Below are 21,479 nucleotides of genomic sequence, written 5' to 3' on the forward strand. Positions count from 1 at the left end.
CTACCATCCTGTCTCGCATTCGTTGTCGCGGGAAGCGCCAAAGGGCGTTTTCCCAATAATTTCTTGTAGGATCCCTTCAGATCCATCACCAACCTGCGGAACATAATTTGGATATACTCCTCTTGGCCACAAGGAGCCCCCATAAAAGAGGGGGCTAATTCCCGCCTCCTGAAAAACTTTATAGTGGTATTCATCGATGAAGTTGCCATACGGCTCTCTTACAACACGGCCTTGCTCGTCACGAATTGAATAACGCCTGTCTTCACGAGCTAAGCCATTTCTAATTTTTGTTAATATAACACTTGCTGAGTCGGATGTCCGATTTGTAGCCCATGCATGAATAATGCCAGCTCTTATTGCCTCGTTAATGACTAGGTTTTCACCCTTGCATGTTCTGGCTGCTCGTTTGTAGTAAAGAGATCCAGTTTTTCTATAAAGAGATTCATAGTAGCTGCATATAGATTTATCGCCTGGCCCATCAAAATCCCACTTCTTAAGACCTTTGGGGTCGTAATTATTTAGTGGATATGAATCCACATAAGAAAAAGTCGAAATGCCACCTTCTAGCCCAATCGGATCACTCTGCACGTACCGCCCCGTACCGGCCTCGTAGTCGCGGAAGTAGTTCTGGTTCAGCCCGCTCAACGCGTCATAGCGCTGCCCTGGGAAACGCATATCGAACACGAACGCGGTGCCATCCTTGTCCGGGTCCTGGTCCGGCGCGGTGGTGCCGAAGGCTTCGCCCTTCAGGTCCCAGTGCCAGATTGCCACGTCACGGACCGGGTCGATCACCGCGCGCGGCGTGCCCAGGTGATCCGGCTGCACGTAGCGCAGCGTGGTCTTGGCCAGCACGCCGACCGGCAGATCGTCCAGCCAGATCGCCTGCTGTACGACTGCACCGTTGTTGTCGTAGTCGCCCAGCCAGTGACCGTTCTCGTCGTACAACGTATAGGTGTTGGTACTACCCACACGCCGCACCTGCTCGCCACGGCCGTTGTAGGCATAGTTCGCCACGGTGGTGCCACTACGCTTGACCTGCGTCAGTCGGCCATTTGCTCCATACACGTACTGCACGGCCGTGCCGCCGATCGCGGTGGTGTTGCCGGCCGCGTCATAGCTGCGCGCGGTACCGGCCACGCTGCTCAGGCGGTGGCTGGTGGTCGGATAGGTGTAGGTCTGCGTGGCGGTGTTGACCTTGGCGCTCAGGCGGTTGCCGGTGGCATCGTAGGTATAGCCGTCGATCACCGTATCGGTCGGGCCGTCCTTGAACGCGGTCAGCCGGCCCAGCGGGTCGTAGTCCAGTTTGATGACCGGTGCGGTGTTGCCCGGCGCGGTCAGTGCGCTGAGGTTGCCGACCGGGTCGAAGGCAAAGCCCACCGCCAGGCCATCGTTGCGGGTGTCGTTGACCGTCAGCGGGCGATAGTCCTGATTCAGCACGCGCTGCGTCGGACGGCCGTTGCCGTAGGTCCACCCGGCCACCGGGCCGAACGGATAGTAGGTGGCCTGATTCAGCAGCACCTGTCGCGTGCCGCCGGGTGGTGTCACGCCGACCTCGGTGGTCTGGCCCTGGGCGTTGCGCACGTAGTCCACCACCGCCCCATCCGGGTAGGTCAGGCGGCTCAGCTGCCCGGCCTTGGTGTAGGCGTAGCGGACCACGAACACCTTCCCGTTGGTGGTCTGCACCTTGCGCACCAGATCGCCGAAGCGGTCGTAGCAGTAGTCTGTGCTGCCGCTGCCGTCCTGCATCCGGGTCAGGCGGCCCACGGCGTAGGTCTCGCCGCTGGCGCAGGTCGTCTGACTGACGTCGTAGGTATAGCTGACGTTGAGGCTGGTGGTCGGATAGGTGACCTGAGTCAGGCGGTTCAGCGCGTCATAGCCGTAGCTGATCTTGATGTTGCGCGCATCGGTCTGAGTGGCACGGTTGCCAGCGCTGTCGTAGGTGTAGGTCGTGCTGCCGGTGTCCGGGCTGGTGAGCTTGGTCAGGTCGCCCAGGCCGTTGTAGGCGTAGGTGGTGTCCAGGCCCTTGGGATCGGTAACCTTGGTCAGGTTGTCCAGGGCGTCGTAGCCGAAGGTGGTTTCGGCGGCGATGCCGCCCACGTCCTGCAGCGTGCGCGCCAGGCGGTTGAGCGGGTCGTAGTCGTTCTGGGTGGCATGACCGAGCGCGTCGGTGACGGTCTTTGTGTTGCCGTTGCCGTCGTAACCGAAGTCGGTCGGATCGCCCTGCGCGGTGGCCTGCGTGGCCAGTTGGCCGAGCTGGTTGTAGATCCGAGAAAGCGAGCGCTTGAGCGTACCCGATGCGTCCTTGGTGTCTTCCTTGAGCCGGTTGCCGGCATTGTCCAGGGTGTAGTGGATGGTATTGCCGGCGTTGTCGGCGATATCGGCCAGCCGGTGCGCCGCATCGTAGGTGAAGCGGGTGAACGCCCCATCGGGCTGGGTCACCTGCTTGACCAGGCCGGTCGGCCAGTAGTCGATGGCGGTGATGCGGTCATCGCTCTCGCTGCTGTCGTCGGCCCCACGCACCTTGCTGGCGGTCAGCCAGCCGCGCGGGTGGTAGGTGTAGTCGGTGATGACGCCATTGGCATCCTTCGCCGACAGCACGCGGCCGGCGCCGTCGTAGGCCAGGTACTCGGTAACCTGGCCAAGCGCGTTGGTCACCCTCCACAGGTCGCCCTTGCGGTGCGGACAGGTGGTCGGGGACGTGGCGCAGGTGCTGTCGTCGGTGGGGTAATACGTAAAGCTGGTGATGTCGTTGACGTCGGTGCGCGCGCCGTCGACCGACTTGGGCAGGCCCAGGATCGGGCAGGTGCTGTCGGTCGCGGCTACGTCGGACGCTTCGCAGTAGCTGTAGGTGATAGTGCGCTGCTTGCCTGAAGCCGTGTCGCTGCTCGTCATCTGCACCGGCTGCAGGCGATCGTTGTAGCTGTAGGACACGGTGCGCCCGCCGGTCTGCACCGACAGCAGGCGATTGCTGCCAGCCGCCGTACGTGTCGTCGTAGTGCGCTCCTGCGGTTGCCCGACCGCCTCGCGTACGGTGTGGATGTTCACCGCGACACCGTTCTCGGTCGCTTCGGCGTAGCTGTGCTGGGTCTGGATGCCACGGCGATCGGTGACGCTGCTCAGCCGGCGGCGGAAGTCGCTGGACTGGTCGTTGTAACTGTACTGCAGCGTGCCGTCGGTCCTGGCAACGGCACCAACCTTCGGCGACGCGCCACCGGCGTTAGTCATCGTGTAATCGATGACGTCGCCCAGTGCGTCGGTGACGCGAGTGCTGGCAGCCGAGTACGCCAGGGTGATCCCATCGATGCCACCTGCGTGCTGGCTGGAGATCGCACGGCCAGCCTCGTCGTAGGCGAAGGTGCTGAAGCGCTGACCGTCTTCGCCGGTAAATCCGGTCAGATTTTCAGGAAAGCGAGGGTCCTCATAGTGGTAGAGCTTTTGGGTCCCGTCCGGGTATGTGGCGGTTTCCACCTGGCCACGTTGAGTATACGTATAGGTAACCAATGGCATGCCGAAGGTAGTAATCGTTCCGATCAACGCCCCACTTGTCGCTGACAGGTAGTGGAAATCGAGTGTACGACCACTGCTATGTAGGATCGTGGTCAAGCGACCCAGATCGTCATAGTCGTAGTGCAGAAATGTACCGTCCCGGTTTTCCCGTTCAAGAAGCTTGCCATCAGCATCGAAGATCAGCACGGCATCTCTGCGGTAAAGCTTCCATGATGTGCCGTCGGCGATAAGCCGGTCGCCGCCATTGTCCGAAGCGAAATACCCATCGCCGACTTGGTGATATCGGGTATGGAAGCCCCCACCATCGATCAATCCTATGCTGTCGGCGCCAATTGCAAGCCTGATCGCATGCGAGTGCGTCCAGCCATAGCCGAAGCCACCAGTGTCATTCGAGATGCCCGAGTGGTAGTGCCGTTCAAGCGCAATCCAACCAAGATCGAAATCCGGGGCAACTTCATACTTGTCACCGGTCTTGGTATCGCATGGATTGCCCTCGTAGCCGCAACCGCGTTCAAGGGTCTTGGTGACGACGAATGCGATGGCGTATTCGTTGACGCACGCCTGGTACTTGTCGCGCCAAGACATCAGCTTTTCAACCGGGCACTCGGTCCTGCGATGGCGGACAAGCTCCATCTGCTCGCTTTTAGGTACGCACTCGTCGGCACCGAAATAGTTATAGTCGAGCCTGTAGGTCTTCTCTCCCCACTCGCCACCATCGTTGCCATCGGTGCGTGTGTCCTGCCATCCTCCCAAAAGCGTAATTTTCGCCGTCGCCGGACAAGGGCTGTTACTTTCGTTTGCTACTTGCTCAAGCGACCGTATCGCCTCCTCTTCAGTTGAGTATTCCTGATCACCGACATACATCCACTCCGGATCCGTCGGTAACTCCTTACCGTTCCAGTATGTGATCTTGACGTCGCCGTTCTCCAGGATTTCTTGGCTCTTTATCTGATCGGCGTATTTGTAGAATTCGGGAACGTATGCATCGGGAGGCGGCAAGTCCTTGATGGCGGCCGCAGCCTGCTCTTGCGTCGTGTACTGGCCATGACTTGCCCCGTCGGAATCGACCAGCGTCCATGTCCGCTTGCTTTCTTCTGCCTGCGCCACATTGACCAGCCCTGCTGCCAACGGCATGAGGAGGCATAGGCGTGCTAGCCACGTCCGCGGTCCTTTGACGGTGGCCTGAATATGGCAGTTTCCTTTCTGGTGCATTTCTTATCCCTAAGTGAGGTGGCACCTGCGCGCGGCAACGTGCAACTTCTTTTCGCGCACGCTTCCGTGCGCGGCCAATGTCACTACTGGAGTGGCAGATCACCTGCCGAGCGGATTGCTCCCTTCCCATTCACCGCCGCGCCGCGGCGGCTTGCGTCCAACGCTCTCGCGAAATGGAAACCTATCACAGATAAATTTGTCAACTAATGACTAAGTCGTGGCCATTCCATGTCAGCAAGGTGACTCAAACGCGAAGGCGTGGCTCTTACCTTTAAACGGGTATGCAGTCGCTGTCCACATCGCTCGGAGGTGCGACTGCGTGGCTCTCGGGTGTGGACCAGGGATGTTAGAGTTTCAATGTCATCTGCCGCCTCATTACGCTGTTCAAGCCATGCCCGAACTCCCCGAAGTCGAAACCACCCGGCGCGGCCTGGAGCCGCATCTGTCGGGGCGGCGCATCCATGGGGTGATCCTGCGTCGGCCGGATCTGCGCTGGCCGATTCCGCCTGACGTGGCGGAGCGGCTGCCGGGGCAGCGCATCGACGGCATTCGCCGGCGCGCGAAGTACTTGTTGCTGGATACCGCGGTCGGCAGTGCGCTGTTGCATCTGGGCATGTCCGGCAGCTTGCGCGTACTGCCGGGCGATACGCCGCCGCGGGCGCACGACCACGTCGACATCAGCCTGGAAGACGGGCGCGTGCTGCGCTTCAACGACCCGCGCCGGTTCGGCTGCCTGCTGTGGCAGGCGCCGGGCGAGACCCATCCGCTGCTCGCCGAGCTGGGGCCGGAGCCGTTGTCCGATGCGTTCGACGGCGATCATCTGTTCCGGCTCAGCCGCGGCCGCACTGCGCCGGTCAAGACCTTCCTGATGGATCAGCGCATCGTGGTCGGGGTGGGCAACATCTACGCGGCCGAGAGCCTGTTCCAGGCGGGCATCAGTCCGCTGCGCGAGGCCGGCGACGTCTCGCGTGCCCGTTACGCACGCCTGGCCGAGGCGGCCAAGGCGATCCTGGGTTATGCGATCCAGCGCGGCGGCACGACCCTGCGCGATTTCATCAGCCCGGACGGGGCGCCGGGCTACTTCGAGCAGGAGCTGTCGGTCTACGGCCGTGAGGGCGAGGCCTGCAAGCGCTGCGGGCGCACGCTGCGCCACGCCAGCATCGGCCAGCGCGCCAGCGTCTGGTGTGGCCACTGCCAGCGCTGAGCAACGAACGCGATCGCGCTGCACGCACCGACGAAGGCGGTGCGGCGTCTGCAGGGACACCGCCAGCACCGCGCTTCTTGCAGCGTCTCGGCACGATGGGCCGTCGCGACCGCGAGCGCGATTCAGCCGCGCCCGGCCTTGCCGGTAACGCGTCGGCTCAAGCGCACATGTCAGTGGGCTTTTCAACGGGCCTTGTCGCGTCGTTAGCGGCTCCCGAAGGCGCCTTGCCCACTCGGGCATAGCGACGCCGATGTGGTCGGGTCGGCAAAGCGTGTCTCCCGGGCCTGCCGGCCCACTCCTGCACGTCTGCGCCCGGGACGCACTCCCACGGACACCATCACCGCCACCTTCGGCGCCGCTTGTCTATGATGGGCGTCCTTTTCCGTTTCGATCCCGGCCATGCAACGACGCGATTTCCTCAAGAACGCCGCCGCCGCCTTCGCCGCCATGGGCTTGCCGGCGATGCCGATGCTCGGCCAGGCGGCCCCCGCGGTGGGCCTGCGCCGCCTGGGCAAGCCGCAGCCGTTCGACTACGCCTGGCTCAAGGGCCACGCACGGGCCATGGCCAACGCGCCGTACCAGAGCCACAAGCGGGTGCTGCCGGCGCCGGTGGAGGGATTGACCTGGGACCAGTACCAGTCGATCCGCTATCGCCAGGACCACGCGCTGTGGGCGGCCGAGCAGGGCCCGAAATTCCAGGCCAAGTTCTTCCACCTGGGCCTGTACTTCAAGACGCCGGTGCACATGTTCGACCTGGTCGACGGGCAGGCGCAGGAACTGGCCTACGACAGCGCGGCGTTCGATTACGGCAGCAGCGGGCTGAAGGGCAAGCCGCTGCCGAAGGAACTGGGCTTTGCCGGTTTCCGCCTCAACACCAAGCAGGACACCGAGCGCGACTTCGCCGCCTTCCTCGGTGCCAGCTACTTCCGTGCGGTGGGTAAGGAGGGCCAGTACGGGCAGTCGGCGCGCGGGTTGGCGATCGATACCGGCACCGGCGGCCCGGAGGAATTCCCGGACTTCATCGCCTACTGGCTGGAGCAGCCCAAGGCCGGCTCGGACACGGTGGTGGTGTACGCGCTGCTGGATTCGCCCAGCGTGGCCGGTGCCTACCGCTTCGCGATCACCAATGGCGACGTGTTGCTGATGGACATCGACAGCGCGCTGTATCCGCGCAAGACCATCGAGCGCCTGGGCCTGGGGCCGTGCACCAGCATGTACCAGGTGGGCGAGAACGACCGCCGCATGGATTGGGACTGGCGCCCGGAGATCCACGACACCGACGGCCTGGCGATGTGGACCGGCGGCGGCGAGTGGATCTGGCGGCCGCTGTGCAATCCGCCGCACCTGCGCTTCAACATGTTCGTCGACGAGAACCCGCGTGGTTTCGGCCTGCTGCAGCGCGACCGCAACTTCGATCATTACCAGGACGACGGCGTGTTCTACGAGAAGCGCCCATGCCTGTGGGTGGAGCCGAAGCAGGGCTGGGGCAAGGGCTCGGTGCAACTGGTGGAGATCCCCACCGTCGACGAGACCTTCGACAACATCGTCGCGTTCTGGAATCCGCAGGACAAGCCGCAGCCCGGCCAGGAGCTGCTGTTCGGCTATCGCCTGTACTGGGGCGCACAGGCGCCGGCGTCCTCGCCGCTGGCGCACTGCGTGGCCACGCGTACCGGCCTGGGCGGTGTGGTCGGGCAGAAGCGGCATTACTTCTCGTGGCGCTTCGCGGTGGATTTCGTCGGCGGCGAACTGGCCAAGCTGGGCAAGGAGAAGGACGCCAAGGTCGAGGCGGTGCTGCAGCTCAATCGCGGCCGTACCGAGATCGTCTCGGCGCGGCCGTTGCACGAGATTTCCGGCTACCGCGCGATGTTCGACGTGGTGCCGCCGGACGACGGCACCGAGCAGATCGACATCCGCCTGTACCTGCGCAGCGGCGAGCGCCCGCTGACCGAGACCTGGCTTTACCAGTGGACGCCGCCGCCGGCGGCAGAGCGCAAGTTGTACTGAGCCGCGAAGCGCTCGGCGCCGGCCGGCATCGGGCGCTCGTTGGATGGGGCGGTTGCGCTGGTGTTTCAGTCCCGACGCAGTCGGGTGTGCGAGTGCGGTGCGCCTCGCGCGTCGCGGCTGGAGCCGCTTCCACAGGGGCGCACAGGCCCGGCACTGGGCTGCTGTGGGAGGGACTTCAGTCCCGACGCGGAAATGGCGCCGCGTTCAGTGCTTGCCCGGCTCCTGCGGCGGCGTTGGCGGTGCGCCTTCCGTGCTGATGTCCTCGACATCGCCGATGTCGACCCGGCCCGGGGTGCGCCCGTCCCACACCTGGTCCTGCAGCTTCCAATACGCGCTCGGTTCCCAGAACTGCTTGGCGTAGAACACTTCCGGATCGATGCTGCCGCCGCGCGGGCCGTTGATCGACAGCGGGCCGGCCGCGCCGGAGTGGCCGAGCAGGCCGCCGGTGCTGCGCATCGCTTCGCGCCGCAGGACCGCTTCCTGGCGCGGCTTGGCGACCTGATCGCCGTAGTCGGCGAGCATCGACTTGTCGAGCTTGGCCGCGCGCTTGCGCTCGTCCGGAGTCAGCTGGTTCCAGTACTCCATCTTGCGCGCGCCGAACTGGTCGTAGCCGCGCTCGGCGGCCAGCGCCATCCACAGGAAGCCCATCGTATGGTCGGCGGCGCCGCCCTGGCCTTCCCAGTACATCTCGCCCAACCGCGCCTGCGACGGCTTGTCGGCGTAGCGCGCGGCCAGCTGGTACTGCTTCCTGGCCTCGGCGTACTCGCCCTTCTTGTCGGCGCGGATGCCGGCGCGGCGATAGAACAGGTCCAGGTGCGCCTCGAGGAAGCCGTCGGTGAGCACCTGCGCCGGGATGTCCTGGAAGGTGTGGTCGCCCGGGGCCGCAGCGGCGGGGCCGGGCAGGGCGAGCAGCAGGGCACAGGCCAGGACGGTGCTGCTGCCGGCGAAAAATCCTTTCAACGAAACCATGTTCCTCATCCCATGAGTGTGATCGGCGCGATTCTAGGCATGCCGCCGGGTGCGCTCCATAGACTGATGGCATAGGCACAGGCGCCTGCGCGGCAATCGTCAGCGGCGGTTCATCGCGGTCCGATCAGACGCACCAGCGCGGTGCGTCGCGCGTTGCATCCGGGTTACAGCGGCAGGGCGATCTGCAGCGGATCGATGCGCCCTTCGCCGCGCATGATCTTCTTGAACTCGGGGCGGCTGACCGACACGTAGCGCTCGTTGCCGCCGATCTCCACCTGCGGGCCGTCCTGCACCGCATGGCCGTTCTCGTCCACGCGCACGGTCATCGTCGCCTTGCTGCCGGTGTGGCAGATGGTCTTGATCTCCTGCAGCTCGTCGGCCCAGGCCAGCAGGTACTGGCTGCCTTCGAACAGCTCGCCGCGGAAATCGGTGCGCAGGCCGTAGCACAGCACCGGGATGCGCAGCCGGTCGACCACTTCGCTGAGTTGCCAGACCTGGGCGCGGCTGAGGAACTGCGCCTCATCCACCAGCACGCAATGCAGCGGGCCGCGGCTGGCGATGTCGGCTTCGATGGTGGCCAGCAGATCGGTGTCGGCGACGAAGGGCATGCCGTCGGCGCGCAGGCCGATGCGCGAGGCGACCACGCCGCTGCCGGCGCGATGGTCCAGCCGCGGCGTCAGGATCGCCGTGCGCATGCCGCGCTCGCGGTAGTTGTGCGCCGACTGCAGCAGCGTGGTGGTCTTGCCGGCGTTCATCGCCGAATAGTAGAAATACAGTTTCGCCATGCCGCCGATTCTAGCGCGGCGGCCGCGCGCCCCGGCCGCCGGGCGGTTCGCGAACCGGTTCAGCGCCGGCGCGGCGGTGGGGCGTCGGCGCCGGCCGGTGCCCGTTACAATGCGCGGCCAAGGGAAGTCTTCATGCACGGTCTCAATCCTCCCCAACGCGCCGCGGTCCTGCATTGCGAGGGTCCGTTGCTGGTGCTGGCCGGCGCCGGCAGCGGCAAGACCCGCGTGATCGTGGAAAAGATCGCGCACCTGATCGCCAGCGGCCGCTACCCGGCCAAGCGCATCGCCGCGATCACCTTCACCAACAAGTCGGCCAAGGAAATGCGCGAGCGCGTGGCCAAGCGCATCCGCAGCGAGGCCGCCGACGGCCTGACCATCTGCACCTTCCACGCCCTGGGGCTGAAGTTCCTGCAGATCGAACACGCGGCGGTGGGCCTGAAGCGCGGCTTCTCGATCTTCGACGCCGACGATGCCGCCGCGCAGATCAAGGACCTGATGCCCGGCGCCAAGCCCGATGCCATCGAGGACGCCAAGAACCTGATTTCGCGCGCCAAGAACGCCGGGCTGTCGCCGGAGCAGGCGATGGCGGCGGCCCGCAGCAACCGCGAGCAGGAGGCGGCCAGCCTGTACGAGCGCTACCAGGCGCGGCTGAGCACCTTCAACGCGGTGGACTTCGACGACCTGATCCGCCTGCCGGTGCAGGTGCTGGAGGAAAACGAGGACATCGTGATGGCCTGGCGCGAACGCATCGGCTATCTGCTGGTGGACGAGAGCCAGGACACCAACGATGCGCAGTACCGGTTGCTGAAGATGCTGGCCGGCCCGCGCGGCAACTTCACCTGCGTGGGCGACGACGACCAGAGCATCTATGCCTGGCGCGGCGCCAACCCGGAAAACCTGATGCAGATGGGCCGCGACTATCCGGCCCTGCAGATCATCAAGCTGGAGCAGAACTACCGCTGCTCCAACCGGGTGCTGCGCGCGGCCAACGCCCTGATCGCACACAACCCGCACGAGCATCTGAAGACGCTGTGGAGCGACCAAGCCGATGGCGAGCGCATCCGCGTGTGGGAGTGCCGCGACAGCGAGCACGAGGCGGAGAAGGTGGCCGCCGAGATCGCCTATCTGGGCACCGCCAAGCAGGTGCCGTGGAGCGATTTCTGCATCCTGTTCCGCGGCAATTTCCAGTCGCGGCCGCTGGAAAAGGCGCTGCAGATGGCCAGCGTGCCGTACCACATCACCGGCGGCACCGCGTTCCTGGAGCGGCAGGAGGTCAAGGACGTGCTGTCCTGGCTGCGCCTGCTGGTCAATCCAGACGACGACGCGGCGTTCCTGCGCGCGGTGCAGGCGCCCAAGCGCGAGGTCGGCGCGACCTCGCTGGCCAAGCTGGCCGAACTGGCTTCTGCCAAGCACCTGCCGATGTCGCGCGCGGCCGAGTCGGTGGGCGCGCTGCAGCAGTTGCCGCCGCGCGCGGCCAACGGCCTGAGCGACTTCGTCGACATCCTGCACGAACTGCGCGCGGCCTCGACCACGCTGTCCTCGGCCGACGTGGTGCGCCAGCTCGCCGAGCAGTCGGGGCTGATCCGCGAGCTGCGCAGCCAGTGCAAGGACGAAGCGAGTTTCCAGCGCCGCCGCGGCAACCTGGAGGAACTGGCCAAGTGGTTCGAGGGCGGCCCGCGCGGCGCCACCGTCGGCGACCTGGCCGCGCAGTTGGCGCTGCTGTCGCGCAACGACAAGGACGACGGCGGCAACCAGGTGCGGATGATGACCATGCACGCGTCCAAGGGCCTGGAGTTCCGCTACGTGTTCATCGTTGGCTGCGAGGACGGCGTGCTGCCGCACGAGGTCAGCCTGGAAGAGGGCAATCTGCAGGAAGAGCGGCGTCTGCTGTACGTGGGCATCACCCGCGCCAAGGAGCAGCTGTGGATGAGCTACAGCAAGCTCACTCGCAAGTTCGGCGAGCACATCCGGCTCAAGCCCAGCCGCTTCTTCGACGAGATCCCGGCTGAGGAAATGCAGCGCGACGGCGCCGACCCGGTGGCCGACGCGGCGCGCAAGAAGGAACGCGCGAATGCAGGGTTGGCGGCGATCCAGGCGTTGTTTGATTGAAGGCCGGGATTGGGGAGTCGGGATTGGGGATTCGTAATGGCGGGGTACGTTGTGAGCGCTGTGGCTGGGAGGGGGCGTGCGGATGTGCGCAGGGGCTAGTCGGCTGTTCCTTCTCCCTGCGGGACCACGGCCCCCTTTTGGGGGAAGGTGCCCCGTAGGGGCGGATGAGGGTACGGGCGAAGCCTCGTGTCTTCAATCTCTGCATGTCGCTTCGCGCCGGACCCTCACCCCAACCCCTCTCCCGGAGGGAGAGGGGCTAGTCGGCTGTTCCTTCTCCCTTCGGGACCACTGCCCCCTTTTGGGGGGAAGGTGCCCCGCAGAGGCGGATGAGGGTCCGGGCGAAGCCTCGTGCACTCACACTCCGCGAGTCGCGTCGCGCCGGACCCTCACCCCAACCCCTCTCCCGGAGGGAGACGGCTAGTCAGCTGTTCCTTCTCCCTTCGGGACCACGGCCCCCTTTTTGGGGGAAGGTGCTCCGCAGAGGCGGATGAGGGTCAGGCGCAGCCTCGTGCACTGACACTCCGCAGGTCGCTTCGCGCCGGACCCTCACCCCAACCCCTCTCCCGGAGGGAGAGGGGTTAGTCAGCTGCTCCTTCTCCCTTCGGGACCACGGCCCCCTTTTTGGGGGAAGGTGCCCCGTAGGGGCGGATGAGGGTACGGGCGAAGCCTCGTGTCCTCAATCTCTGCGGGTCGCTTCGCGCCGTACCCTCACCCCTACCCCTCTCCCGAGGGGAGAGGGGCTTAGGGCGGGCGCTTGCACACGCTTGTTGTGACGGACACAAGCAACGCGCCTGCAGGGGCTTGCGGACAGCAGTGAGCTTGCACTGTGGGAGGGACTTCAGTCCCGACGCATTGCGGTGTGCCGAAGCCATTGGCGCCGAGCATTGCCGCAGGAGCTCCACCCGAAAAACGAGAACGGGCCGCGCAAGGCGGCCCGTCTCTGGTTCGACGCTTCTGCTGCTTACGCCGACAGGTGTTCGATCGCCGCGACGCTGCCGAGACGGTCGCCCAGGCGCTTGAGCAGGGCCAGGCGGTTGCGACGCAGCGCCGGGTCGTCGGCGTTGACCATCACCCCGTCGAAGAACGCGTCCACCTGCGGGCGTAGCCGTGCCAGGAAGTTCAGCACGGTGACGTAGTCGTGCTGGCGCAGCGCGCCGTCGGTCTCGGCAATCGCCGCTTCCACCGCCTCGGCCAGCGCGCGCTCGGCCGGCTCGCGCAGCAGGCCCGCGTCGACCTGCGCCGGAATCTCGCCCTCGGCCTTGCGCAGGATGTTGCGGATGCGCTTGTTGGCCGCGGCCAGCGCCTCGGCCTCCGGCAACGCGGCGAAGGTGCCGATCGCGTCGATGCGGCGGTCGAAGTCGTACAGGGAGGCTGGCTTCAGTTCTGCCACCGCGTTGAACTGCGTCGCCGGCACGCCCTTGTCGGCGTAGTAGCCGCGCAGGCGGTCGAGGATGAAGTCGAAGATCTCCTCGACCTGCTCCAGCGAAACCGCGCCCACCTGATGTTGCACGGGTGCAGTCTCAGCACCTTCGCGCTTCGCCTCTGCTGCTGCGTCCAGCTTCTTCAGCAGGGCGGAACGCCGAATTGCCTCCATCGCCTGGGTCGCAGCCGTCGACAGGAGCGCCTTCACATCCACATCAAACCCACTCTCAATCACCGTCCGCGCCAACCCCAGCGCATTGCGCCGCAGCGCGAACGGATCCTTGTTGCCCGTGGGCTTCAACCCCGCGGCGAACCCGCCGGCCAGCGTATCCAGGCGTTCGGCGATCGCCAGCACCTTGCCCAGCGGCGACAGCGCGATGTCGTCGCCGGCGAAGCGCGGCTGGTAGGCCTCGTCGATCGCCAGGGCGATCTCGCTCGGCTCGCCCGCGGCGAGCGCGTAGTGGCGGCCGGCGATGCCCTGCAGTTCCGGGAATTCGTTGACCATGCGCGACTGCAGGTCGTTCTTGCTCAGTTCGGCGGCGCGGCGCGCCTGCGCCGGGTCCACGCCGACCTGCGCGGCGATCGCCTCGGCCAGCGCGGCCACGCGCTGCACCTTGTCGGCGATGCTGCCGAGCTTGGCCTGGTAGGTGACGCTGGCCAGGCCGGCGCCCATCGCCTGCAGGCCCTGCTTGAGGTCTTCGTCGAAGAAGAACTTGGCGTCGGCGAAGCGCGGGCGGATCACCCGCTCGTAGCCCTTGGCCACTTCGGCCACATCGCGCGAGACGATGTTGGCGATGCCGATGAAGTGTTCGGTGAGCTTGCCGCCGTCGTCCAGCACCGGGAAGAACTTCTGGTTGCTCTCCATGGTCTCGATCAGCGCTTCCTGCGGCACCGCCAGGAACGCCGGCTCGAACTTGCACAGCACCGCCGATGGCCATTCGACCAGGTTCACCACCTGCTCCAGGTTGTCGGCGGCGATGCGCGCGCTGCCGCCGGCCTCACGCGCGGCCTGCTCGACCTCGGCGACGATGCGCGCGCGGCGCACGTCCGGGTCCACCAGCACCTGCGCGGCCTGCAGTGCGGCCACGTAGTCGCCCGGCTGCGCCAGCGGCACCGGCGCGTCGTGCAGGAAGCGGTGGCCGCGGCTGTCGCGCCCCGCCTCCACGCCGAACAGCGGCATCGGCACCACCTCGCTGCCGAACAGCAGCACCAGCCACTGCACCGGCCGCGCGAAGCCATAGTCGTGATCGCCCCAGCGCATCGGCTTGGGGATCGGCATCGCCGCGATCGCCTCGCGCAGGATCTCCGGCAGCAGCGTGGCGGTGCGCGCGCCCGGGTTCACCGCGCGGTGCACGAAGCGTTCGCCCTTGGCGTCGCTGGTGCGCTCCAGCGCGGTCCAGTCGATCCCGGCCTTGGCGGCGAACCCCTGCAGCGCCTTGGTCGGCTGGCCATCCGCGTCCAGCGCGATGTTGAGGTAGGGGCCGAGCACTTCCGCGCGCTGCTCCGGCTGTTCGACGGCCACGCCCGGCAGCAGCACCGCCAGCCGGCGCGGCGTGGACAGCGGCTTGGCGTCGCCGCGCTCGACCGCGATGCCGCGCTTCTCCAGCCCGGCGATCACGCCGTCGAACAGCGCCTGGGCCAGGCCCGGCAATGCCTTGACCGGCAGTTCCTCGGTGCCCAGTTCGATCAGCAGGGGAAGGTGTTGGCTCATGTGTCGGACCTTGCTAGCGGTTTTTCCCTTCTCCCTGCGGGAGAAGGTGCCCCGAAGGGGCGGATGAGGGTGCGGGCGCCTGGGGAGTCGGAGCACCCGGCTACTCGTGCCGGCGTACCCTCACCCCAACCCCTCTCCCGGCGGGAGAGGGGCTTGCATCACTTCTTGACGCCGGGGAAGCCCAGCTTCTCGCGCTGCGCGTAGTAGGCCTTGGCCACCGCCTGCGCCAGCGCGCGCACGCGCAGGATGTAGCGCTGGCGTTCGGTCACCGAGATCGCGCGGCGTGCGTCGAGCAGGTTGAAGGCGTGGCTGGCCTTGGTCACCTGCTCGTACGCCGGCAGCGGCAGCCCGACCTCGACCAGCGCCTGCGCTTCCTGCTCGCACGCGTCGAAACGGTGGAACAGTTCGGCCACGTTGGCGTGCTCGAAGTTGTACGCGCTCTGCTCCACCTCGTTCTGGTGGTAGACGTCGCCGTAGGTGACCGGGGTGCCGTCGGGGCCGTAGGTCCACACCAGGTCGTAGACGTTGTCGCAGTTCTGCAGGTACATGCACAAGCGCTCGAGACCGTAGGTGATCTCGCCCAGCACCGGCTTGCACTCCAGGCCGCCGGCCTGCTGGAAGTAGGTGAACTGGGTGACTTCCATGCCGTTGAGCCACACCTCCCAGCCCAGGCCCCAGGCGCCCAGCGTCGGCGATTCCCAGTTGTCCTCGACGAAGCGCAGGTCGTGCACCAGCGGATCGATGCCCAGCGCCTTGAGCGAATCCAGGTACAGCTGCTGGATGTTGTCCGGGTTCGGCTTCATCGCCACCTGGTACTGGTAGTAGCGCTGCAGGCGGTTCGGGTTCTCGCCGTAGCGGCCGTCGGTGGGGCGCCGGCTCGGTTGCACGTAGGCCGCGTTCCACGGCTCCGGCCCGAGCGCGCGCAGGAACGTGGCCGGATGGAAGGTGCCGGCGCCCACTTCCAGGTCCAACGGTTGGATCAGCACGCAGCCGTGCTGCGCCCAGAACTGGTTGAGGGTCTGGATCAGACCCTGGAACGTGATCGGAACGGACCGGGAAACGGACATCTCGCAGGGGGCCGGTTGAGGGGTGCGCTAGTATAGCGACCGACTCGCGGGGACTTCCGCGCACCGGACCTGGACCATGGATTCGCGCCCTGCCGCGCCGCCCGCGTCGTCGCCCGCCGAACCCACCGTGGCGTTGCTGCCGGGCCGGTTGAGCTTCGAGCGCGTGGCCGCCGCATTGCTCGCCGACGGCCTGGTCGCACCGGCCGAACGCGGCCGCGTGCAGTTCTCGGCACAGACCGCGCGCACCGTCAGCGACGTGCATCCGCTGGTGCTGTTGTCCAACCTGAAACTGGCCGCCACCCGTCCGCCCGGCAGCGAACTGAGCCTGGAACGGCTGACCGAGTGGTTGGCGCAGCGCTGCGGCCTGCGTTACCTGCGCATCGATCCGACCCGGGTCGACGTGGCCGCGGTCACCGGCGTGGTCTCGCACGCCTATGCGCGCCGCCACCGGATCCTGCCGCTGGCGTTGCAGCCCGAGCGCCTGCTGGTGGCGACCAGCGAACCGCTGGCGCTGGACTGGCTCGGCGACGTGCAGCACCTGGCGCGGCGCCGCATCGAGGTCGTGGTGGTCAACCCGCTGGACCTGCATCGCTACACGATGGAGTTCTTCGGCGTGACCCGCTCGGTGCGTGGCGCCAAGGACGGGCGCACCGAGCAGAGCAGCGGCCTGCCCAGCTTCGAGCAACTGGTGGAACTGGGCCGCGGCGGCGACGTCAACGCCGACGACCATCACATCGTGCACATCGTCGACTGGCTGCTGCAGTACGCCTACGAGCAGCGCGCCAGCGACATCCACCTGGAGCCGCGGCGCGAGGCCGGGCGCATGCGCTTCCGCATCGACGGCGTGCTGCACAAGGTGCTGGAAGTACCGCCGGCGGTGATGACCGCCATCGTCAGCCGCATCAAGGTGCTCGGGCGCATGGACCTGGCCGAGCGGCGGCGCCCGCAGGACGGGCGCATCAAGACCCGCTCGCCCGGCGGGCGCGAGACCGAGATGCGCCTGTCGACCATGCCCACCGCGTTCGGCGAGAAGTGCGTGATGCGCATCTTCGACCCGGATGCCGCGTTCAAGAGCGTGGACCAGCTCGGCTTCAGCCCGCAGGAAGCGGCCGGCTGGAACGCGCTGGTGGAGCGCCCGCACGGCATCGTGCTGGTCACCGGCCCCACCGGCTCGGGCAAGACCACCACGCTGTACTCCACGCTCAAGCGCCTGGCCACGCCGGACGTGAACGTGTGCAGCGTGGAGGACCCGATCGAGATGATCGCCACCGAGTTCAACCAGATGCAGGTGCAGGCCAACATCGACCTGGACTTCGCCAGCGGCGTGCGCACCCTGCTGCGGCAGGACCCGGACATCATCATGATCGGCGAGATCCGCGACCTGGAAACCGCGCAGATGGCGGTGCAGGCCTCGCTGACCGGCCACCTGGTGCTGTCGACCCTGCACACCAACGATGCGCCCTCGGCGATCACCCGCCTGCTCGACCTGGGCGTGCCGCATTACCTGGTCGCCTCCACCCTCAACGGCGTGCTGGCGCAGCGCCTGGTGCGCACCCTGTGCAGCCACTGCAAGCGCCCGCACACCCTGGAAGCGCACGAGTGGGACGCGCTGCGCGAGCCGGGCGAGGCCCTGCCCGAGCCGCTGCACCCCTATGCGCCGGTCGGCTGCCTGGAGTGCCGTCGCACCGGCTACCTGGGCCGCGTGGGCCTGTACGAACTGCTGCCGGTGACCCCGCGCCTGCGCACCCTGATCCGCGCCGACATGGACCTGGCCGGCTTCAGCCGCGCCGCCCAGGACGAGGGTGTGCGCACGCTGCGCCGCGCCGGCCTGGAAAAGGTGGCCGCCGGGCTGACCACCATCGAAGAAGTGCTGTCGGTGCTGCCGCCGCGGGAGTGAAGCGCGGGGCGCTTTCCCGTCTCATGATCGCCAGTTATATGGCTATGCCGCCACCGCCGCGCGGCCTTGAACAATCCACGGCGACGGCGTCTAGAATCCCCCCATGCCGTTCGCTTCTCCCGTCCGTCGCCGTGCTGCGCCCTTCCTGATCCTCGAAACCGGTGAACCGGTGGCGACGATGCGGCGCTACGGACGCTTCCCGCACTGGATCCGCGTCGCCGCCGGCCTGGCCGAGCGCGAGACGGTGGTGACGAACGTCGCCGCCGGCGAAGCCTTGCCGGCGCGGGGCGACTTCGCCGGAGTGATCGTCACCGGCTCGGCGGCGTTCGTCACCGACCGGGCCGAGTGGAGCGAACGCTCGGCGGCCTGGTTGCGCGAAGCCGCCGAGGACGGCACGCCGCTGCTGGGCATCTGCTACGGGCACCAGCTGCTGGCGCATGCGCTGGGCGGGGAGGTCGCCTACAACCCGGCCGGGCGCGAATCGGGCACGGTGGACATCGAACTGCACCCGCCCGCCGCCGAGGATCCGCTGTTCGCCGGCCTGCCGCCTCGCTTCCCCGCGCATGCCACGCATCTGCAGACGGTGCTGCGCGCGCCGTCCGGCGCCACGGTGCTGGCGCACTCGGCGCAGGACCAGTGCCACGCGTTCCGCTGGGGCGAGGCGACCTGGGGCCTGCAGTTCCATCCGGAGTTCGCCACCCACCACATGCGCGGCTACGTGCAGGCGCGCGCGGACTGTCTACGCAGCGCCGGACGCTGCGCCCGTACCATCGCCCGCGAGGTCAGCGCCGCACCGCTGGCACGCAAACTGTTGCGGCGCTTCGTTCAGCACGCACGCGGGCAGCACAGCAGCGGCCAGGCAAAACCGCGATAATCTGTGCAGTCGCCGCCGCTGTACGGCGTCCCCCACTTCGGATTGGCAATGATCGAGATTCGCAAGCTGCCGGCCTCGGCCGGCGCGGAATGGCTGTTGGGCGGTGTGTCCCTGCTGCGACGGGCGCCGTGGGCGCTGGGCCGGCTGGGGCTGATCTGGGGCCTGGCGACGCTGATCGCCCTGTTCCTGAGCGCGCTCCATCCGACCCTGGGCATGCTGGCGCAATTGCTGATGGGCCTGGCCGGGCCGTTGCTGTTCGGCGGGCTGGTGTGGGCCGCGCGCGAGGTCGACCAGGGCCGCAGCGCCGAGCCGGCGCACCTGTTGCAGGGCCTGCATGGCAACCGCGCGCCGAACCTGCTGGTGGCGCTGCTGCCGCAGGTGGCGGTCGGGCTGGCGCTGGCGCTCCTGGCCGTGGTGGTGATCGGCCCGAGCGGGCTGCAGCAGCTGAATACGGTGATCGACAAGTTCAACGAAATAGGCCAGTCCGGCGTGCAACCGGATCCGCTGCAGGTGGAGCAACTCGTCGCCACCCTGCCGGCGCTGCGCATCCTGCTGTGGCTGATGCTGGTGGCGGTGGGCGTCGTGGCGGTGGCGCTGACGCTGTTCCTGTTCGCCCCGCAGGTGATGTTCGACGGCCGCAACGGCATCGCTGCGATCGGTCTGGGTTTGCGTGCCTGCCTGCACAACCTGCCCGCGCTGCTGGTGTTCTTCGTGCTCGCCTTCCTGGCCATGTTCGCGTTCTACTTCGCGCTGACCGTGGTGATGCTGGTGCTTCAGCTGCTCGTCGGCACCACGATGGCGGCGCTGATCGCGCAGGTGCTGCTGATGGCGGTGTTGCCGCCGACGATCGCCGGCATCGTGTACGTGGCCTGGAAGCAGATGTTCGTGCACGCCGGCGATGCAGCGGCCGTGGCGCGGCCCTCGAACGTCATCGAAGCCTGATCGCGGCTGACTCAGCGGCCGCCGCTGCCGTCGCCGGGAGCGCGCTGGGCTGCCCGGGGAATCGCCTTCAACTCGTCGATCACCCGCCTGGGGGCGCGCAGGCGGATCTGCACGGGGAACGACTCGTACACCACGACGCCCTCCACCACGCCCCGCTCCTTCAGCTCCATGACCCGGGCCAGCACGGGGTCCGGGGATTGCGCGCTGCCGATGATCAGCGCGGACTCCAGCGGCTCGCGATTGGCGGCCGGCCCGCTGCCGAGGCTGCAGCCGGCCAGTAGCGTCAGCGTCGCGGCAAGCACCCGTCTCATCTGCAACTCCTCTGGCATCGTGGATTCGGCGAACGCCGTGGTGCGCAGTCGCCCGCAGCACCACGGCGATGTCGCTCAGGATCGGGACCGCGCGCGCGTCACGGGTTGTCGGCGATCCAGTTCTGCAGCGTGTTGAAGACGGTACTGGTCAGCCGCGTCCCGCAGTTCTGGCTCGACGAGCCGGTGGTGTGCACGCCGCGGACCACGTAGCCGCTGTCGTAGATGCCGCTCCCGCTGTTGCCGCCGCTGGTGTCGATGGTGTAGCAGAGCCGGTAGGAGCCGCTGGTGGAGACGCCTCCGGACGCACTCCACATCGTTCCGAACGGCTTGTCGCCCGGATATCCGGTGATGGTATGGGTGCCTCCCGAGTAGGTGCCCCAGCCCGCATTGCCGCCATGGGGCGCCGTGCTCAGGACGATCAGCGCATAGTCGTAGTTGCTGTCGCCGTTGTTGAGCCATGCCGTCGTGGTGATGGCACGCGCCCACGTCGCCGTTCCCCACGGCTGGTAGCTGCCGTTCTGGGCCACGGTGAAGTCGAGGCTGGAATACCAATTGCCAGCGCCGTCGGATACGCAGTGGCCGGCGGTCAGGACGTGCTTGGGTCCGATCAGCGTTCCGGTGCAGCCGATGCCGATGCGCCCGATGTGCCAGTACGGCGCGTTGGTGGTGGTGGTCACCTGGACCCGTTCGTCGGTGCCGATCACCACGTTGGGGACGGCGCGGCCGGCGCCATCGCCAGTGGGGCGCGTCGGTGGCGTGCCGGGCACGGAGTGCGGCAGGCGGCCGAGCAGTTCCATCGCCTTGATCGCCTCCTCGAAGAGCGCCACGTCCTCCGCGCTTGCCGACGAGACGTATTGGTCGCCATTGCGGGTGACCATCACCGCGCTCAGGCCAGCGGCCTTCTGTTGCGGGCTCTGCAAGCGCGTGTCCGCCGGCGTGGCCGTCTCCGCGTACACGCCGGTCACCAGATTGTCGCCGTTGATGAACTTCGCTTTCCCGCCCTGTTTCTGGAACGATGGCGTACCTGCGACCGCCGCGGTCGCCGCGGTCGAGACCAGCAAGGTAAATCCCAGTGCAGCCAGACGTTTCATGACGTGCTCCTTGGTCATTGGGATACTGCTTCATTGCGAGAGAAGCCGGGTCGACGCGAACTCCTGCGCGCTTCCGGCCTGCCCGTCCGCCAGGGACCGGGGGTGGCGGCGTAGACATGCGCACCGCCACGAATACGGTCTTCCATGACCGTGTCGGCAGGGCCGGAATGCGGCCGGTGCCGATGCTCCTGTGATCGGGTGCGGCTCCGACGCCGTGTATGCGGATCGCGCGATCCAGCGTCGGCCACAGCCGACGACACACCTTGCTCTGACTCAGCTGCAGCGTTGGCGAAATGGCGGGGCGTGGCGCACCGCAACGAGGTCCGCGCCGCGCCGTGGAAGCGCATCGCACCGCTGAATCCGCAGATCACGTC

The 21,479-nt window shown here is 66.9% G+C and carries 13 protein-coding genes; 6 read left to right on the forward strand and 7 right to left on the reverse strand.

The annotated features are described in order from the left end of the window. Positions 1 to 4,719, reverse strand: coding sequence for an RHS repeat-associated core domain-containing protein (locus ACHWVH_RS07735; protein ID WP_394686933.1), 4,719 nt, complete (start codon positions 4,717 to 4,719; stop codon positions 1 to 3). A 391-nt stretch (positions 4,720 to 5,110) separates the two neighbouring features. Here ACHWVH_RS07735 and mutM point away from each other — a divergent pair, with 391 nt between their 5' ends. Both mutM and ACHWVH_RS07745 read left to right on the forward strand, forming a co-directional pair. After that, the gene (mutM, locus tag ACHWVH_RS07740) at positions 5,111 to 5,923 is read left to right on the forward strand and encodes a bifunctional DNA-formamidopyrimidine glycosylase/DNA-(apurinic or apyrimidinic site) lyase (RefSeq protein WP_152239412.1); all 813 of its coding nucleotides are present in this window, start codon (positions 5,111 to 5,113) and stop codon (positions 5,921 to 5,923) included. A gap of 399 nt (positions 5,924 to 6,322) precedes the next feature. Continuing rightward, complete coding sequence (locus tag ACHWVH_RS07745) at positions 6,323 to 7,927, forward strand: glucan biosynthesis protein (protein WP_267118876.1); 1,605 nt, start codon at positions 6,323 to 6,325, stop codon at positions 7,925 to 7,927. A gap of 204 nt (positions 7,928 to 8,131) precedes the next feature. Here the strand turns inward: ACHWVH_RS07745 and ACHWVH_RS07750 are convergent, their stop codons facing one another. Beyond that, the gene (locus ACHWVH_RS07750) at positions 8,132 to 8,896 is read right to left on the reverse strand and encodes a sel1 repeat family protein (RefSeq protein WP_295928546.1); all 765 of its coding nucleotides are present in this window, start codon (positions 8,894 to 8,896) and stop codon (positions 8,132 to 8,134) included. 164 nt (positions 8,897 to 9,060) lie between these two features. Beyond that, the gene (locus tag ACHWVH_RS07755; protein WP_394686934.1) at positions 9,061 to 9,681 is read right to left on the reverse strand and encodes a thymidine kinase; all 621 of its coding nucleotides are present in this window, start codon (positions 9,679 to 9,681) and stop codon (positions 9,061 to 9,063) included. 132 nt (positions 9,682 to 9,813) lie between these two features. Between ACHWVH_RS07755 and rep the strand changes: the two genes are divergently transcribed. Continuing rightward, the gene (rep, locus tag ACHWVH_RS07760; protein WP_010340793.1) at positions 9,814 to 11,790 is read left to right on the forward strand and encodes a DNA helicase Rep; all 1,977 of its coding nucleotides are present in this window, start codon (positions 9,814 to 9,816) and stop codon (positions 11,788 to 11,790) included. A 961-nt stretch (positions 11,791 to 12,751) separates the two neighbouring features. Here the strand turns inward: rep and glyS are convergent. Together glyS and glyQ are read right to left on the reverse strand one after the other, a co-directional pair. Beyond that, positions 12,752 to 14,923, reverse strand: coding sequence for a glycine--tRNA ligase subunit beta (glyS, locus tag ACHWVH_RS07765; protein ID WP_394686935.1), 2,172 nt, complete (start codon positions 14,921 to 14,923; stop codon positions 12,752 to 12,754). A 158-nt stretch (positions 14,924 to 15,081) separates the two neighbouring features. Further along, entirely contained in the window at positions 15,082 to 15,990 is a 909-nt protein-coding gene (gene glyQ, locus ACHWVH_RS07770; protein ID WP_010340858.1) for a glycine--tRNA ligase subunit alpha, read from the reverse strand. A 76-nt stretch (positions 15,991 to 16,066) separates the two neighbouring features. Here glyQ and ACHWVH_RS07775 point away from each other — a divergent pair, with 76 nt between their 5' ends. The 3 genes from ACHWVH_RS07775 (at position 16,067) to ACHWVH_RS07785 (ending at position 19,703) form a co-directional block, all read left to right on the forward strand. Further along, positions 16,067 to 17,887 (forward strand): GspE/PulE family protein, encoded by a 1,821-nt coding sequence (locus ACHWVH_RS07775; protein ID WP_394686936.1) that lies wholly within the window; start codon positions 16,067 to 16,069, stop codon positions 17,885 to 17,887. Between the two features lie 103 nt (positions 17,888 to 17,990). Next, positions 17,991 to 18,761, forward strand: a complete 771-nt coding sequence (locus ACHWVH_RS07780; protein WP_081613595.1) for a glutamine amidotransferase — start codon at positions 17,991 to 17,993, stop codon at positions 18,759 to 18,761. Between the two features lie 48 nt (positions 18,762 to 18,809). Continuing rightward, on the forward strand, positions 18,810 to 19,703 hold the full coding sequence (locus ACHWVH_RS07785; protein ID WP_394686937.1) for a BPSS1780 family membrane protein: 894 nt from the start codon (positions 18,810 to 18,812) through the stop codon (positions 19,701 to 19,703). Positions 19,704 to 19,714: 11 nt separating this feature from the next. Here the strand turns inward: ACHWVH_RS07785 and ACHWVH_RS07790 are convergent, their stop codons facing one another. Together ACHWVH_RS07790 and ACHWVH_RS07795 are read right to left on the reverse strand one after the other, a co-directional pair. Continuing rightward, a complete protein-coding gene (locus ACHWVH_RS07790) occupies positions 19,715 to 20,014 on the reverse strand; it encodes a hypothetical protein (RefSeq protein WP_394686938.1) in 300 nt (99 codons plus the stop codon). Positions 20,015 to 20,112: 98 nt separating this feature from the next. Beyond that, positions 20,113 to 21,105, reverse strand: a complete 993-nt coding sequence (locus ACHWVH_RS07795; protein WP_242157615.1) for a trypsin-like peptidase domain-containing protein — start codon at positions 21,103 to 21,105, stop codon at positions 20,113 to 20,115. Between the last annotated feature and the right edge of the window lie 374 nt (positions 21,106 to 21,479).

Source organism: uncultured Xanthomonas sp., assembly GCF_964278005.1.
GTDB classification, from domain to species: Bacteria; Pseudomonadota; Gammaproteobacteria; order Xanthomonadales; family Xanthomonadaceae; genus Xanthomonas_A; species Xanthomonas_A sontii.